The following is a 17,290-nucleotide window of genomic DNA, read 5'->3' as shown; positions in this document are numbered from 1 at the left end:
GATCGGGAGCCTTTTTGTTTGCTGGTGCATCGCGCACCTTCGCGACATTTCGGAAGACGGATAGCAAGATCATCACTTCGTCGTGATAAGCACTTTCAAACCCGGCTCCCGAGACGAAGAAGTTTTAACTTCCCGCTAGCCGGAGCTTACGGGAAGGAATATATCTCAACCACGCGCAGCCCAGGGGATAGCGATGTTCGCCAGGATACAAGAGACTAACAAGACCCAGAACATCACTCGGTCAAGCGCATAGGAAAGCGCCTTGTCTTCTTTCTTGACCATGATGAAGTTGGACAGCAGCGCCAGGATCAGGGACAGTGCGATCGTGGCCAGACCGAACGCTGCCACATAATCGACCAACCCGAACGAACCCGAAGGCGGCAGGATGGAATTGGCCACGTAGGAATTGGCGACAGCACCGAAATACGCTGCTGACGGCAACGAAAACCGCGGCCCCACGTCAGATGCTTTCACGTAAAAACTGCACAAGGCCAAAGCAAGCGCCGCAAACAGCGACAGGAAAATCTTGTTGTAGACGCCCGCGCTTGAGCGCGCGATATTGATGCCAGCGATATATTGCGTAAATACCTTTTCGGTCTTCGCGTCCACACGTGGATCGCCATAGGACGAGCGGTACGCATGCGGTTTGACGACACTGGATTTGCCGGTAATCTTGTAACCGGAAATCTGTACCCGCGAGCTGACATTGGAGCTGGCATCCGCCACGTAACGCAACTTGGTGCTGTCGCGCGCGCCGTCTTCAAGATAAATATTGAGCATGTGGTCCTCAAGCGGAACCCGCATGGTATCGAAGAATTTCAGGAATTTGGCGGAGACTCTGAGCCGCTGATAGTGCGTACCATCCTCGCCATGGTATTCCTCGAGCAGTTCTTTCTTGGTGATATTGCCATCGACGACGACGAGCTTACTGCCCGGGTCGAGCGATTTTTCACCTTTCCATCTGAACCAGACATAAAACGTCCCGCTCCAGCTCGAATCCCTGATAGAGAATGTGTCAATCCCATCCACATAAGTACCCACCGAGACGGTAGGAATATCGCTGCCGGCAGATGCAAGCCCCGACGAGGAATCGCCCTGCTCTTTTCCCAGGCTTGACATGCGCGCCTGATGGTTCAGCTCCGCTGTCACGCGGTTATCCCGCAGAACCTGCACGCTAAGCAGAATGCAAATCAGATACGCCACTGCAACAACCACCGCCATCCCGATGACGAATTTCTTCTTTTCCGGCGCCAATTCGCGCCACGTCTTAAAATCCATTTCCCCGCCCCTAAAAAGTATGACTGATCCCGATCAGTCGTTCTGGCCAACTGCTCACTTACCAAGTGGCAGTTTTGGGCCTGTTGATGGCTACGTATTCTGATTTGAAGCAGGAAAGATCCGCTCTTGCTGCTGGCCATACATCCACGCCCAAATGATTGGCATAGTGGCCCCCTTCGATTTCATGATCGAAGATCAGCGGCCACAAGAATATTGAGCGCAGGGATTGCTGTTTGAAGACTACCTTGTCGCAGTTCCACGAATCGACTCAACGTATTTTTCAATGCGCCCCATGAGAAATTTTCAAGTTTTACCAATCGCAGATCGAGATAGCGCTGCAATAGTATCAAACAATCATTGTCGAAAGGCTAATTGCGGTTGGTGTAAAACTGGTGACATGAGCCGTTACATCAAAACCGGCAGGAGATGGCGCAAGCGCAAGATCTGCACTTACTCAGTGTCCTGCCGTCCTGACATTCGGATGCGCAGGTTCGATCTCGGCTTGTAACATGCGTCCGCATTGTTGCCGCAAAACAATGCAACAACAATGTCATCGCCTACCTGGTTGCGATGGCTACTACATAAAATTTATAAGGAATGGGAATGCAATACCGACAATTTTTCACAGGCCTTGCGGCCGTTTCGGTTCTGATGACGACCACGCTGGCCATCAGCGCTGAAACTGCGCAATTCAATATCGCCCCAAAGGCGGGAAAAACCATCTGCCAGTCAGGAAGCAGCCAGATCGGCGACGCTGCGGCCAAGGTCGAATTGTGCGTCGCTCAGGGAAATTTTTCCCATGACACGTATCTGGTAAAAATCGATGGCAAACAGGTGCTCAAGGGCATCGACGACGAGACCACCAAAGGTGTTTCAGTCGCCTATCAAAGTAGAAAATTGAACCTGGTCTGTACGCCACAAAATGAAGGGCCAACTGACGTCGCGCCGGAGCGTGTCGCCGCCATGCAGAAGAACATGCCCAAGCTATCTGAAGCAGAGGCTAAAGCGATGGTGATCATGATGGAGACTGTGGAAGTCGGCCGACTCTGCAAAGCCACGCTCGACGATCAGGCGTTGTTTGCGGCGCAAGTCACTTTCGAATGACGTGATTGACCTGACGGTCTGCGACTAATAGCACAAATGAAAAAGCCTCCATGTTGGAGGCTTTTCTATGTTCTGGCGGAGAGAGGGGGATTCGAACCCCCGATAGGCTATTAACCTATACACGCTTTCCAGGCGTGCGACTTCAACCACTCATCCATCTCTCCGGAATTTGGCTTCGTTTTTAGCGAAGCCGCTGATTATAGCAACATTTTTCAGAAAATGAGATGGTTTTCTCCCCTCAACCACTAAAAAATAATGGCGACGCATTGCTGCACCGCCATTATTGCTGCCTGATTGCTACTGATCGCCGGACAGTCAGCGGGCCTGATGCGCTGCCCGCCTGCCCTGCCGATCAGCTACTGACCGCTTTATTGCGCTTCTTTCAACTGATCCAAAATAGCTGGATTTTCCAGTGTCGAGATGTCCTGGGTGATGTCCTCGCCCTTGGCAAGCACACGTAGCAGGCGGCGCATGATCTTGCCGGAGCGGGTCTTGGGCAGGTTGTCGCCGAAACGGATTTCCTTTGGTTTGGCGATGGGGCCGATTTCCTTGGCGACCCAGTCGCGCAGTTCCTTGGCAATGGCTTTGGCTTCGTCGCCGGTCGGACGTGGGCGCTTCAGGACGACGAAGGCGCAAATCGATTCGCCGGTAGTTTCGTCCGGTTTGCCGACCACGGCGGCTTCGGCAACGATAGGATTGGCGACCAGTGCGGATTCGATTTCCATCGTACCCATACGGTGACCGGATACGTTGAGCACGTCGTCGATACGGCCGGTGATCGTGAAGTTGCCGGTGTCCTTGTTGCGGATTGCGCCGTCGCCGGCGAGGTAGACTTTGCCGCCGAACTCTTCAGGGAAATAGCTCTTCTTGAAACGCTCGGGATCGTTCCAGATGGTGCGGATCATGGATGGCCACGGACGCTTGACGACCAGAATGCCGCCGGTGCCGTTGGGCAAATCGTTACCGGTTTCGTCGACGATGGCGGCGGTGATGCCCGGCAGCGGCAGCGTGCAGGAGCCAGGCACTTGCAGCGTCGCGCCCGGCAGCGGCGAGATCATGTGGCCGCCGGTTTCTGTCTGCCAGAAGGTGTCGACGATCGGGCATTTTTCATTGCCGATGTTCTTGTAGTACCACATCCAGGCTTCGGGATTGATCGGCTCGCCGACTGAACCCAGCAAGCGCAGCGACGACAGATCGTATTGCTTGGGATGGATTTTTTCGTCGGCGTCGGCGGCCTTGATCAGCGAGCGGATCGCGGTCGGTGCAGTGTAGAAAATGGTGGCCTTGTGGCGTTGGACCATGTCCCAAAAACGGCCGGCGTTTGGATAGGTCGGTACACCTTCAAACACGATTTGTGTTGCGCCGACAGCCAGCGGGCCGTAGGCGATGTAGGTGTGGCCGGTGATCCAGCCGATGTCGGCGGTACACCAGTAGATGTCGTTCGGCTTGATGTCGAAGGTCCACTTCATCGTCAGCACGGCCCACAGCAGATAGCCGCCGGACGCATGTTGCACGCCCTTCGGTTTGCCGGTGGAGCCGGACGTATAAAGAATGAAGAGCGGATGTTCGGCGTCGACCCATTCCGGCTCGCAGATGTCGGACTGATTGGCGACAACGTCGTGCAGCCACAGATCGCGGCCTTCGACCCAGTTGATGTCGGCGCCGGCGCGCTTGTAGACGACGACGTTTTTGAGCGTGTCGCAACCGCCCATGGCGATCGCTTCGTCGACGATCGATTTCAATGGCAGTTGCTTGCCCCCGCGCACTTGATAGTCGGCGGTGATGACGGCCACTGCGCCGGCATCAATAACGCGCTCTTGCAGTGACTTGGCGGAGAAGCCGCCGAACACCACCGAATGCGTGGCACCGATGCGGGCGCAGGCTTGCATGGCGGCGACGCCTTCGACCGACATCGGCATGTAGATGACGACGCGGTCGCCTTTCTTGACGCCGAGCGATTTCAGTCCGTTGGCGAAGTGACAGACTTTCTTGTGCAGTTCGCGATAGGTGACGCGCGTGACTTTGGCGTCGTCGGATTCGAAGATGACGGCGGTCTTGTCGGCATTGCCGTTTTCAAGATTGACGTCGAGGCAGTTGTACGAGACGTTGATCTGGCCATCTTCAAACCATTTGTAGAACGGCGCGTTGGACTCGTTCAGGGTTTTGCTGAAGGGCTTTTTCCATTGCAGATTCTCACGCGCCAGCCGGGCCCAGAAGCCTTCATAGTCGCGCTCTGCTTCGGCGCATAAGGCGTTATAGGCATCCATGCCGGATACGGTGGCATTTTTTACGAATTCTGCCGGTGGAGCGAATACACGGTTTTCCTGCTTGAAGGTTTGAATATCTGCCACGATTAGTCTCCTGCGATTGATGATTTTTGCTTTTGGCAAAAGCCGGTTAGTTTTGCGTGCCGCGAACACCGGTTTTTATGTTTCATAAAAACCGATCTGTTTTTGCGCGGCGCTTCACTTCTCACTTTTGCGTTTTGCAAAACATAGGCGTTTTCACTTACTCAGTCCTTACACCTTCCGGATTGATGATCCGCTGGAACCGGCGTCTGTGCGATGTTCGCTGCAGAATTCAAGCGCATCGAAAGGTCTGACCACAATGCTACGGTGAAGTTTGCGATAACTCTGAGTTGCGCCGGCCTTGCGTCCGTCTTGCAATATTGCCCGCCTGCATTATCGCATTTGACGGCAAGATCGACAGCGATGCGGTTGGAATCCCGCTCCGCCGCCAAGAGAGCGGCAAGGGAGTGTAAAATAGCGCCCTGAATTCGTCCGCAGCTTGCGACGGCGCGCCAGACAAGGTATCGACCGAGTACCGCTTACATGGCGGCAACGATTGAACAACTCGTTGCCCAGATCGCGCCTTGCAGAAATCTCCGGTTTCAACTCTACGACTTTTAAGATTCGCGCCCATGAAAGACACCCGTCCCGCTGCTTCCGGTAAGAAAAAGATCGGCATCCTGCCCAATCTGATTTTCATGAGCCGGTGGCTGCAACTGCCTTTGTATCTTGGCCTGATCCTGGCGCAATGCGTCTACGTCTACCACTTCTGGGTCGAGCTGAGCGATCTGATCGGCGCGGCGATGGGCAATGCCGCATCGCTGGAACATATCCTCGATGCCGTCGCCATCGAAGGCGCGCTGCGCCCCGAAAAGCTCAATGAGCAAACCATCATGCTGGTGGTGCTGGCGCTGATCGACGTGGTGATGATTTCCAATCTGCTGATCATGGTGATCGTCGGCGGCTACGAGACCTTCGTCTCGCGCATGAATCTGGAAAGCCATCCCGACCAGCCCGAGTGGCTGTCGCACGTAAATGCATCTGTGCTGAAGGTGAAGCTGGCGACAGCGATCATCGGCATTTCGTCCATCCATCTGCTCAAGACCTTCATCAACGCCAACCTGTACGACGTCAAGACCTTGCTGGCGCAGACCGGCATCCACATTACCTTTCTGTTGTCCGCCATGGCGATCGCTTACTGCGACCGGCTCATGAGCCATCCACAAGAGCCGCCGGGGTCGACTGACCCGCACTGACAACCCTCTTTCTGCATTATTCATTCAACCCGAGAGAACCAGCCATGACCATCATCAAGCAAGACGATCTCATCGAATCCGTAGCCGCCGCGCTGCAATACATCAGCTATTACCATCCGGTGGATTACATCCAGCATCTGGCGCGTGCCTATGAGCTGGAGCAAAATCCGGCCGCCAAGGATTCCATCGCCCAGATCCTGACCAATTCGCGCATGTGCGCCGAAGGCAAGCGCCCGATCTGCCAGGATACCGGCATCGTCAACGTGTTCCTGCGAATCGGCATGGGTGTGCGCTTTGAAGGTTTCGGCAGCGGCTCCATCGCCGACGCGGTCAACGAAGGCGTGCGCCAGGGCTATAGCCATCCAGACAACGTGCTGCGCGCGTCCATCGTGGCCGATCCGCAATTCGACCGCAAGAACACCAAGGACAACACCCCTGCCGTGATCCACATGGAACTGGTGCCGGGCAATACCGTCGACGTGCGTATCGCTGCCAAAGGCGGCGGCTCAGAGAACAAGACCAAGTTCGTCATGCTGAATCCTTCCGACTCGCTGGTGGACTGGGTTCTCAAGACCGTGCCGACGATGGGCGCCGGCTGGTGTCCTCCGGGCATGCTGGGCATCGGTATCGGCGGCACTGCTGAAAAGGCCATGCTGATGGCCAAGGAAGTGCTGATGGACGACATCGACATGTACGAACTGAAGCAACGCGGCCCGCAAAACAAGACCGAAGAACTGCGCATCGAACTGTGCGACAAGGTCAATGCGCTCGGCATCGGCGCACAAGGCCTGGGTGGCCTGACGACCGTACTCGACGTCAAGATTGCGATGTATCCAACGCACGCGGCTTCCAAGCCGGTCGCGATGATTCCGAACTGCGCGGCAACCCGCCACGGCCACTTCGTGCTGGACGGCTCCGGCCCGGCCTACATGGATCCGCCCTCGCTGTCCGAATGGCCGGAAGTGCACTGGGTTCCTGACACCGAGAAGTCGAAGAGCGTCAACCTCGACACACTGACCAAGGAAGAAGTCGCTTCGTGGAAACCGGGTCAAACCTTGCTGTTGAACGGCAAGATGCTGACCGGCCGCGATGCCGCGCACAAGCGTATCCAGGAAATGCTGGCCAAAGGCGAGAAGCTGCCGGTCGACTTCACCAACCGCGTGATCTACTACGTCGGCCCGGTTGATCCGGTACGCGATGAAGTCGTTGGCCCTGCCGGTCCGACAACCGCGACGCGCATGGACAAGTTCACCGACATGATGCTGGAACAAACCGGCCTGATCTCCATGATCGGCAAGTCGGAACGCGGCCCTGCCGCCATCGAAGCGATCAAGAAGCACAAGTCGGCTTATCTGATGGCAGTCGGCGGCTCGGCGTATCTGGTGTCCAAGGCAATCAAGTCGGCCAAGGTGCTGGGCTTTGCGGATCTGGGCATGGAAGCGATTTACGAGTTCGACGTCAAGGACATGCCCGTCACGGTGGCGGTTGACGCCAACGGTATCTCGGTGCACAACACCGGGCCTGCCGAGTGGAAGGAAAAGATTGCTGCCAGTGTTTCGCTGAGCAAGATTCCTGTCACGACTGCATGATACTGCTGCAACCAGCAAAGCTGCTGCCGGGTATCGGAATGGCGATCACTCTCTGATGGACGGTACAGCTTTGCAATCACATGCAACACCGATGCCGATGGCCGCCGATGCGCCCATCGGCATTTTCGATTCCGGCATCGGTGGTTTGTCGGTACTACGTCACGTTCGCATCGCTTTGCCGCAAGAAAAACTGCTGTATTTCGCCGACTCCGGTTATGCGCCCTACGGTGACAAAAACGAACAGCAGATTGTGGACCGCTCGCTGGCGGTCGCCGGCTTTCTGATCGAGGCTGGCATCAAGGCGCTGGTCGTCGCCTGCAATACGGCCACTGCGGCTGCCATCCAGGCCATCCGCGAACACTGGCCACAACTGATCGTGATTGGTATCGAGCCAGGACTCAAGCCGGCCGCAGCGCAAAGCAAAAGCAAGATCATCGGCGTGCTTGCCACCCGCAGTACCTTGTCGAGCAAGCGTTTTGTCCAGCTCCGCGAACAAGTCGCGACCAATACCGGCGCACGCTTTTTATCGCAAGCCTGTGTCGGACTCGTCGATCAGATCGAAAAAGGTGAATTGCTTGCCGCAACCACCGCCCGACTCGTCGATCAGTACGTCGCCCCGCTCATCGCGCAAGGCGCCGACACCTTGGTGCTCGGTTGCACACACTATCCTTTTGTCCGCACGCTGATTGAATCGGCGGCACACCATGCCGGTTTGACGACACCCATCATCATCGATACCGGCGAAGCCGTGACACGCCATCTGCAACGTCTGCTGGAAGAGCGGTCATTGCTTTGCAATACAGCCCTCGCGCAGGGTGAAATGACGGCCTACACGACTGCCAGCGCGGCCACGCTGGAAAATGTTTTTTCTAAACTGTTGAAAATGAGACCAGATATCATCCAGATCGCCGGAAAAACGCCGCAGTAAGCGATTTATCGATGGCCAGTGAAATAGAGTGACTAATTCATTTGCCATAATGCCAGTAGTTTTGTATAATCTTTTGCTTCACTGATCTGAGACGAAATTTGGTCCCAGGTTATGCAGTGGTGGCTGTAGCTCAGTTGGTAGAGTCCAGGATTGTGATTCCTGTTGTCGCGGGTTCGAGCCCCGTCAGCCACCCCAACACTGCAAAGGCGCTTAGAACATCGAAGGCGTCAACATCTCAGGCAAGAAAAAATAGCCAAAGAAATCAAAGACCGGATACGGTCTTTTTTGCTTTCCGGGCCTGTCTTTTTATCTCTCTGCGCCCTCTCCGACTTTCCTGCAAATCACACTTATCTTTCCGTGTGACTTCTCGTGCCTCAATCAAACGAAATCACGCACGATATGGAAGCACGCGCAAGCTCGTCAATCTCCATGCAAAAAGGCCTGCCCATTTTGTCATGGGCAGGCCTCATCACGACAAGCATCAATATGCATCAACGCGTTCAGATCATTCCGGTCGCATACGCGTACTTGATCAAATCAGCATCCGTTCCCAGGCCCAACTTGCGCATGGCATTGTTTTTGTGGGTGCTGACGGTGCTCGGCGTGCGCGACAAGCGCTCGCAGATATCACTCAACGAACTGCCGCCGACAAACAAGCGCACCACTTCCAGCTCGCTCATTGTCAACTCCTTGTTTTGCGTGAAGGCGTCGCCTTGCGCCCAACTCATCTCCAGCTCACCGCGCAAGGAAACCGGAAAGTAAACCTGTTTGCTGGTTTGCGTCGCCATGCAAGCGTTGATCAACTCTTCCGCTTTTTCTTTCTTGCTGATCACTGAAAATACACCCATGCGGTACAAACGCTTCACCACCGCGCTGTTGCTCATTGCCGTGTAGACGATCAGCTTGGTCGATGGATAGTCATTGCGGATACGCTTGATGAGCACAAAACCATCCGACTCATCTTTGTCGTCGGTCGGCATGGCGAAGTCGGTGATGACGACTTCGCATGGCGTGCGCTGCAATGACTCCAGCAATTTTTCACCGGTCTGCGCCATCAGGACAATGCGAAATTCCGGCAGGCGGCCCAGTTCATTTTTTAATGCATTCAGTACGACCGGGTGGTCGTCGGCAATGGCGATTTGCAAAACTTTATTCAAAATCAAACTCATGTTTTCTCCTCTTATCGATTCAAGTGTTTAGTTACTCCGACCATACTCATCTCGTACATCCGCGGTGCGCCACTCAAAAAACAATGCTTCAACAGTGGTTCTCAAGCGCTTGGTTCCCGGCATTTCTTTTCCTTGAAGTCGATGTCCGCGGCGTTGTCATACGGCAGCACATCAGAAATATTTTTTCATCAAAAAAGCGAAAACGCAGGGCAACAATGATGTTCGAAAATTATTCGCAAACAAATTCATCACGGGGGGCAGTATAGGAAGGGAGTGCCTCAAAGATCTTTAGGAAAATTCTTATTTTTATAATAATTTTTCTTATCGTCCCCAAGTCTTTGGGAGAAGCCAATAGCTGAAAAATGAAATTGAATGCCGAAAGCGATGTGATTTGATTTTGTTTTTTAATGACACATTCGTCGGGCGCAATGTGGATATACGTCGCTATTGATTGAAGCGATCACTCGCCGTGCACGAAGGACGTACCAAGAAGAATGTCGAGTATTCCGCGATCACCGCCAAGCCTTCGCCCTCACGAAAATCTCAGAAAGCAACGCGCAAAAAAAATGGCGATGTGACTTGTCGCCTACATCGCCCCTAATTAATCTGGTCAATCCAATGAATTCGGTCAAGACGATCGAATTTATTCGACGTTATCACCAATAATCCTCGGTAATGAACTGACCGCCACCGGCACGCCGGCAAGGCCCCAGACCACGCTCTTTCAAGAGCTCGCGTACCTCAGTGATCATCTCAGGATTTCCACACACCATGAGGCGCGACGATGCCGCAGTAATGCCTATTCCAAGTTTTTTCTCAAGAGTACCGTCACGCAAGGCTGTCGTGATGCGGCCATACAGACGATCTGCGGCAGCCGGGTAAGCCAGGTCTGCAGAGTCGACTGCATTGTCTCGCGTCGTCATCGTGATCACGTGCAATTGCGCGGGCAAGTCTTGTGCGGCTGCGTCGGCGCGCAAGGTCTCAAATTTTTCCTGATAGGTCAGCTCATTTTCATGGCGCACGCAATGCACCAGAATCAGATTGCGGAACTGCTGCCACACCTCGCGCTGTTGCAGAATTGAAATATACGGCCCCAACCCGGTTCCGGTTGCCAGCATCCAGAAGTCCTCGCCGTCGGTAAAGCGATCCGGCGTCATGAATCCATAGCTGAGTTTTTCCACCCACACCGGGTCGCCCGGCTGCAACCTGTCCAGCGCCGAGGTGAACAGGCCGTCGGGGACGATGATCGCGTAATACTCCAACTGATCTTCGGTTTCGGCTGAAGTAATTGAATACGCGCGCCATACCATCTCGCCATTGACCTGCAATCCCAGGCGGGCAAACTGCCCAGGCGTGAAGCGATAACCGGCCGGACGTGTGGTCCTGAAGGTCAGCAATTTATCGGTCCAGCGGTGAACCGATATCAAACTTTCCTGCGTTGCCTTGTCGGTTGCCGCTGCTTGCTCGTTCACTACCCTGCTCCTTCATGTTCGTATTAGAGAAAGTTCTGAAAATCACGGCAAATCGCGTGTTTCGGACTCGATTCTTCAGTTTGCCGGATACAATAACGACAAATTTTGGCTTGCCCGACCACTGGATTGTCCGGGAACTATTTATGCCCGGCAGGGCCTAGTTCAATAGAACAAACAACATCCTAACTGCACTTTCATCTGAGTGCTTTGATTACTACGATTTCAGAATTTACGAACACCCCAATGAAATGGACTTGTCGATTAGCCATTGCTGTTTTGTCGTGTGCGGCCGGATCTGCGCATGCCGCATATAAAGTCGACATTGATGCTCCCGCGCCGCTGCAAAAAATGCTCAAGGAATATCTCGATCTGGTGCGCTACCAGGATCGCGCAGACCTGAGCGACGAACAGCTGCAGTTCTTGCTTGATACCGTCAATGACCAGGTCGTGCAACTGGCATCGACGGAGGGTTACTTCACTCCCAAGACGACGATCAAGGTGGAGCAATCTCAGGATGAGAAAAGCACCAAACACATCAAATTGCAGGTAGAGGCCGGGCCGCAGACAAAGATCAATGCGGTCGACATCACCGCAACGGGTGCTGCCGTGCAACAAGATCCTGCGCGCATTGCCGATATCCGGAAGAACTGGTCTTTGCCGGCCGGCGCGCCGTTCCGCCAGGAAGACTGGGATACTGCCAAAAATCAGGGGCTGGAAAAACTGCAGCAGCACAAATACGCCGCCGCCCGCATCGCCGAGTCGCAAGCCAGCGTTGATCCCGATGATCAGCAGGCCGACCTGACGGTGCAATACGACAGTGGCCCCCGCTTCACGCTGGGGCCATTGCAGATTACCGGCACCAAACGCTATCCGGAAAGCATCATCCGTAACGTCAATCCGCTCAATATCGGCGAAGAATACGACGTCAATCGCCTGCTGTCGCTGCAGCGACAGATCCAGAATACGCCCTACTTCAGTAACGCCATCGTCGGCATCGACAACGATCCCGAGAATCCCGACATGACACCGGTCAAGGTGCAAGTCACCGAATTCCCCACGCAGCGTATCCGCACGGGTGTCGGTTACGCCACCGATACGGGTGCGCAAGTCGAAGGCCGTTATACGCACTACAACGTTTTCAACAAGGCCTACGTCTTCGACAGTCAATTGCGGCTGGAACAAAAACGCCAGTACGGCTTGCTCAATCTGGCCATGCCGCCTGACAGTAAGAACTTCGTCAACAGCGTCAACACCTCGATGGAACGCACCCGGTTGGAAGGCGTCGACTTGCGCAGCCTTCGTGCCGGGATCAAACGCGCGCGCACCGGTGAACTGTATGACACCGCTTATACACTGACCTATTACCGCGACGAACTGCAACAAGAGAATGGCGCCACCCTGCCAAGCAACACCGTCATTTCGCAGGGCAAGCATCAGGCGCTGGTGCCGGGATTTTCATGGGCGCGCCGCAATGTCGACGATCCTATCTTTCCGCGTCATGGCAATCTGCTGACGATAGAAACCGGTTTTGCGCTGAAGGGCGTGATCACTGATCAGACCTTTGGCCGCATCTACGGCCGCTTCAAACAATATCTGCCGGTCGCCAAACGCGATCTGATCATCTTCCGCACTGAGCTGGGCGGCGTCTTCACCAAAGGCGCGGCATCCCAAGTCCCGGCATCGCTGTTGTTTCGCGCAGGTGGCAATGAGTCTGTGCGCGGTTACAGCTACGACAGCATCGGCAATGAACAAAACGGCACGGTCTATCCGACCAAATATCTGGTGACGGGCAGCGCCGAATATCAGCGCTGGTTCACGGAAAAATGGGGTGCTGCGGTGTTCTACGATGTCGGCGCCGCCGCCGACAACTGGAACAACAAGACCTTTTATAACGGCGTCGGAGCCGGTGCACGCTGGCGTAGCCCGGTCGGCTCGCTCAACCTCGATCTGGCTTACGGCGTACAAAAGAAACAAATCCGTCCGCACATTTCGCTTGGCATCGCGTTTTAATTTTTACTCCTGAATTTACTTTCGAATCGATACGACGTACGCATGACCGCACCAACACCATCCACCGCGTCTGACTCTGGCGACGACCAGCAACCGCCGGCTTCCGCCCCGCGCAAAAGCAGGCATGTCGGGCGCTGGCTGCTGGCCGGTGTCTTTGCACTATTGCTCGCGCTGACGGCGGCAATGGTCTGGCTGGCCGGTACCGACAGCGGCACCCGCAATGCATGGCAGATTGCCGTATGGGCGATGCAAGGCAAGTTGTCGGGCAAACTTGTTGGCGGCAATCTGGCTGAAGGCATACGCCTGCGCGACCTGCGCTATCGCGATGCGACCATGCAACTGGACATTGATCGCATCGAATCCAGCTGGCGCCTGTCATTGCGCCAACGCAGGCTGACGGTGTCTTATCTGCATGTCGGCACGGTCGACATCAACAAGCAGCCCACACCGCCAACGCCGACTGTCTTGCCGTCATCGCTGAGCTTGCCGCTGGCACTGGATCTGAACGATATCTCGCTGCAACAGCTGCACCTGCAAACAGGCACGTCCATCACCGAACTCAGCGGCCTGCAATTGCATGGCACGTCCGACGGCGTGCAACATACGCTGGTGCTGGACAAACTGACCACCGCTTTCGGCCAGGCTACGGCCCTGCTGCATCTGAACGGAAAACGACCCTTTGCCACCAGCGGCGGTCTGGAACTGGCAGGTCTGTATCAGCAGGAAAAACTGCAAGAGAAATTCCAGCTGGCGGCGCAACTGTCCGGCTCCCTTGAAGAACTCGGCATTGCCCTGACCGCCAGCGGTGACAAGCTCAACGGTTCCGCAGACATTGTTGCCACGCCTTTCGCGGCCGTCCCGCTGAAGAAGGCCAGGATCGATCTCCAGCATGTCAATCCGCAAACCTTCAGCTCGGGTGCACCCAAGGCGGATTTACGTCTGCAAGCCAATCTGGCGCCGGTCGCTGGTGCTAGCGCCGACAATTTGCGCGTAGCGGGCGATGTGACGATCAACAACGCCATCCCCGGCAGTATCGATCAGCAACGTTTGCCGTTGACGTCCGCCAAGGCCAATGTCGATCTTGGTGTGGAGAGCCAACAGTTGTCGGACCTGCATATCGCTCTTCTCAGCAAGGCCCGTATCACCGGCAAAGGGCAATTCCGTCCGGCGGACAAGGCCGGCAGTTTTGACTTCCAGATTGCCGACCTTGACTTGCACGCCATCCATGGCGAGCTTAAACCGACTGCGCTGCGCGGCCCACTCACCGTGCAGTTAAAACCCGACACGCAAGACATCGTGCTCAAGCTGCAAGATGCCGTCTACAACGTCCAGGCCGACACCACCATCACCGCCGACAAAGTCACGCTGAATCAAGTCCAGCTGACAGCCGCCAAAGCCCGCCTGGAACTGGCCGGCACATTGGGCACGGTCGGCGCGATGGACTATGCATTCAAGGGCAAGCTCAGCAACTTCGATCCATCCCTGTGGATGCGTACCGGTACCGTGCAGGCCAACACCGGCAGCAGATCAATCTCGGCACGCATCAATATGGATTTCGACACCAGCGGTTCGCTGTCGCCTGAACTGCAAGCGAAGCTCGCCTTCAATATCCACGACAGTAGCTACGACAATCTGCCGATGAGTGGCAATGGCAAGGTACAACTGGCCGGCAAGCGCCTGCTGCCCAGCACCGTCGATTTGCTGGTAGCAGGCAATCAGCTGCAACTCAAAGGCGCTTTCGGCGCACCGTCCGACCGTCTCGACGTACATGTCAATGCACCTCAATTAGCACGATTGGGATTCGGCATCTCCGGTCTGCTGAAGCTGGACGGCCAGGTCACCGGCACCATGCAGCGACCGAACCTGCGCGCGACTTACAGCGGCGAGCAGTTGGCGTTTGGCCCGCATCATCTGACCAAGCTCGACGGACAAACCGATCTGCAAACAGATCTGGCGGGCGGTGCCGCATCAGCCAACAACAAACTGCAATTGACGCTGAACGGCGAAGGCTACAACGGCCCTGATGCCGTGCTCAAACAGTTGAAACTGAACTTGTCCGGTACCTATGGCAGCCATCAGCTTGCGCTGCAAGCCGACGGCCGGGTCAAAGATCAGACGCTGGCGCTGCAGTTCAATGCCCACGGCAAAGTCACCGAAGACAAAACCGGTTACGGCTGGAATGGCGTCATCGACAAGCTGGACAATCAGGGCTTGCCGCGCATCGCCCTGGCCTCGCCGCTGAGCCTGACGCTCGCGCCCGATACGCTGATCGCCGGTGCGACGCGGCTCAATATCGACAAGATGGCCATCGATCTGCGCAGCCTTAGTTATCAGCAGGGCCGCATCCGTTCCGAAGGCAACGCCAAGGCCATCGATGTCGGTCGGCTTCTGGAACTGGCGCAGGAAATGACCGGCACACCGCCGCCGCTCAAGACCGATCTCGTGTTCGATGCCGACTGGAATTTTGGTCTGGCGGAAACCGCCAGCGGCTACCTGCAGATCGCGCGCAAGAGTGGCGATGTCTCGGTCAATACCGGCAGCGCATTGGTGGCACTGGGACTGTCGGCGCTGCAACTGCGCGTCGACCTCGCGGGGCAGGAAGCAAAGTTCGACGGACGTATGGCTGCCAGCCGCATCGGCACGCTGGAAGCCAACGGCCAGGCCGGCCTCGTCAGGCAGGATGGCATCCTCGCACTGCTAGCCGATTCACCACTCAAGGCACAAGCCCGACTTAACGTCCCCGATGTCAAAACCATCGGCGCGCTACTCGGTCCCCAATACAGCCTCAATGGAAAACTGGCCATGGAGGTGAACGCCGGCGGTACGGTTGGAAAGCCGCGCCTGTCGGGCGCCATCAATGGCGACAATCTCGCGGTGACACTATTCGATCAGGGTATCCAGCTCAAGGATGGCATCGCCCGCATCGTGATGGACGACAATGTCATTGACCTGCGTCAGATTGAGTTCCATGGTGGCGAAGGCACTTTGCGCGCAACCGGCAAGGTTCAGCTGGGCGCGTCCGATCCCGATCTCAACGCCACCATAGTCGCTGATCGTCTGCAACTGTTCGCCAGCCCCGACCGGCAACTGATGCTGTCGGGTCAGGCCAAGCTTGCCAACGTCAATGAACAATTGCGTATCGACGGCAAATTCGTGGTCGACAAGGCCTTGTTCGATCTCCCCAAAAGCAGCGCGCCCAAACTCGGCGATGACGTCGTGATTGTGCGGAAAGATGGCAAGACTAAAGCCGGCGCAGCAGCAACATCGAAAGAAAAGCTGACCGCCGCCACCGAAAAACCTGCCGGACGTTTCGCCCCGGTGATGAATATTCAAGTCGATCTGGGCAACAACTTCCGCTTTAACGGCAGCGGCGCCGACCTGCGCCTGCGCGGCGACATGACGGTGCGTAGCGAGCCTTTGATGCCTTTGCGTGCCACCGGCACCATCAACGTCGCAGAAGGCACCTACGAAGCCTTCGGCACCAAGCTCAACATCGAGCGCGGCATCATCAACTTCCAGGGACCGATCAGCAATCCCAATCTGAACATCCTTGCGATGCGCCGCAATCAGGACGTCGAGGCCGGTGTTGAAGTCACCGGCAACGCCAACCAGCCGCGCGTACGCCTAGTGTCGGAACCGAATGTCCCTGACGATGAAAAGCTGTCCTGGATGATGTTCGGCCATGGCAGCGACAGCTCCGGCCTAGGCCAGCGCAGCGCCAGCAGCCAGGCGCTCGCCTTCGTCGGCAATTTCGGCGGCAAGAAGATCGCCAAGGACATCGGTCTCGACCAGTTCTCCATCGGCGCCAGCGAGTCGGGACTCTCCGATGAACAAGTCGTCAATCTCGGCAAGGCGATTTCGGAAAAGCTCTCGGTCGGCTACGAGCAAAGCCTGACCGGCGCCGCCAGCATCGCCAAGGCAACGTGGCAGTTGTCACGCCGCTGGTCGGTGGTGGCGCGTACGGGCACGATCAACGGTCTGAATATTCTGTACAACCGCCGCTTCGACTGAAGCAAGATGAACTGAGGAGATGAATGTGCAGGCGTAAAAAAGGGCGGGAACATCCTAATGCCGTTCAGTTAAGACAAAAAACGCCGCTGCGAAGTAATTCGAAGCGGCGTTTTTCTTGGTTTTACGGCTCTTTTAGCTTCAAAAACTGAACCTGATTGAGCTTAACTGAACGGCATTAGCGGGAA

General features: G+C 55.8%; 10 protein-coding genes and 2 tRNA genes. 7 read left to right on the top strand and 5 right to left on the bottom strand.

Annotated features, from left to right (window positions below):
• Positions 1–165 precede the first annotated feature (165 nt).
• Positions 166–1,254, bottom strand: coding sequence for a hypothetical protein (locus PQR63_RS19355; RefSeq protein WP_408169585.1), 1,089 nt, complete (start codon positions 1,252–1,254; stop codon positions 166–168).
• Positions 1,255–1,881: 627 nt separating this feature from the next.
• On the opposite strand from PQR63_RS19355, the gene PQR63_RS19350 reads away from it, so the two are divergent.
• The gene (locus PQR63_RS19350) at positions 1,882–2,382 is read left to right on the top strand and encodes a hypothetical protein (RefSeq protein WP_408169584.1); all 501 of its coding nucleotides are present in this window, start codon (positions 1,882–1,884) and stop codon (positions 2,380–2,382) included.
• A 73-nt stretch (positions 2,383–2,455) separates the two neighbouring features.
• Here PQR63_RS19350 and PQR63_RS19345 read toward each other — a convergent pair.
• Both PQR63_RS19345 and acs read right to left on the bottom strand, forming a co-directional pair.
• Positions 2,456–2,546: transfer RNA gene (locus PQR63_RS19345), tRNA-Ser, on the bottom strand.
• A gap of 204 nt (positions 2,547–2,750) precedes the next feature.
• Positions 2,751–4,733, bottom strand: coding sequence for an acetate--CoA ligase (gene acs / locus PQR63_RS19340; RefSeq protein ID WP_408169583.1), 1,983 nt, complete (start codon positions 4,731–4,733; stop codon positions 2,751–2,753).
• 569 nt (positions 4,734–5,302) lie between these two features.
• Here acs and PQR63_RS19335 point away from each other — a divergent pair.
• The 4 genes from PQR63_RS19335 (at position 5,303) to PQR63_RS19320 (ending at position 8,638) form a co-directional block, all read left to right on the top strand.
• On the top strand, positions 5,303–5,926 hold the full coding sequence (locus tag PQR63_RS19335; protein ID WP_408169582.1) for a YqhA family protein: 624 nt from the start codon (positions 5,303–5,305) through the stop codon (positions 5,924–5,926).
• Positions 5,927–5,970: 44 nt separating this feature from the next.
• A complete protein-coding gene (locus PQR63_RS19330) occupies positions 5,971–7,515 on the top strand; it encodes a fumarate hydratase (RefSeq protein WP_094564584.1) in 1,545 nt (514 codons plus the stop codon).
• A 55-nt stretch (positions 7,516–7,570) separates the two neighbouring features.
• Positions 7,571–8,443, top strand: a complete 873-nt coding sequence (gene murI / locus PQR63_RS19325; RefSeq protein WP_408169581.1) for a glutamate racemase — start codon at positions 7,571–7,573, stop codon at positions 8,441–8,443.
• A gap of 119 nt (positions 8,444–8,562) precedes the next feature.
• Positions 8,563–8,638, top strand: a tRNA-His gene (locus PQR63_RS19320).
• A gap of 305 nt (positions 8,639–8,943) precedes the next feature.
• Here PQR63_RS19320 and PQR63_RS19315 read toward each other — a convergent pair.
• A complete protein-coding gene (locus PQR63_RS19315) occupies positions 8,944–9,612 on the bottom strand; it encodes a response regulator (RefSeq protein WP_408169580.1) in 669 nt (222 codons plus the stop codon).
• A 656-nt stretch (positions 9,613–10,268) separates the two neighbouring features.
• Positions 10,269–11,084 (bottom strand): ferredoxin--NADP reductase, encoded by an 816-nt coding sequence (locus PQR63_RS19310; protein ID WP_408169579.1) that lies wholly within the window; start codon positions 11,082–11,084, stop codon positions 10,269–10,271.
• Between the two features lie 243 nt (positions 11,085–11,327).
• Here PQR63_RS19310 and PQR63_RS19305 point away from each other — a divergent pair, with 243 nt between their 5' ends.
• Together PQR63_RS19305 and PQR63_RS19300 are read left to right on the top strand one after the other, a co-directional pair.
• A complete protein-coding gene (locus PQR63_RS19305; protein ID WP_408169578.1) occupies positions 11,328–13,094 on the top strand; it encodes an autotransporter assembly complex protein TamA in 1,767 nt (588 codons plus the stop codon).
• Positions 13,095–13,136: 42 nt separating this feature from the next.
• Positions 13,137–17,105, top strand: a complete 3,969-nt coding sequence (locus PQR63_RS19300; protein WP_408169577.1) for a translocation/assembly module TamB domain-containing protein — start codon at positions 13,137–13,139, stop codon at positions 17,103–17,105.
• Positions 17,106–17,290 lie beyond the last annotated feature (185 nt).

Origin of the sequence: Herbaspirillum rhizosphaerae, from assembly GCF_046025915.1 — a bacterium.
Classification (GTDB): domain Bacteria; phylum Pseudomonadota; class Gammaproteobacteria; order Burkholderiales; family Burkholderiaceae_D; genus Herbaspirillum; species Herbaspirillum rhizosphaerae_A.
The sequence above is the reverse complement of the archived record's forward strand: the minus strand, read 5'-3'. Positions and strand labels throughout refer to the sequence as shown.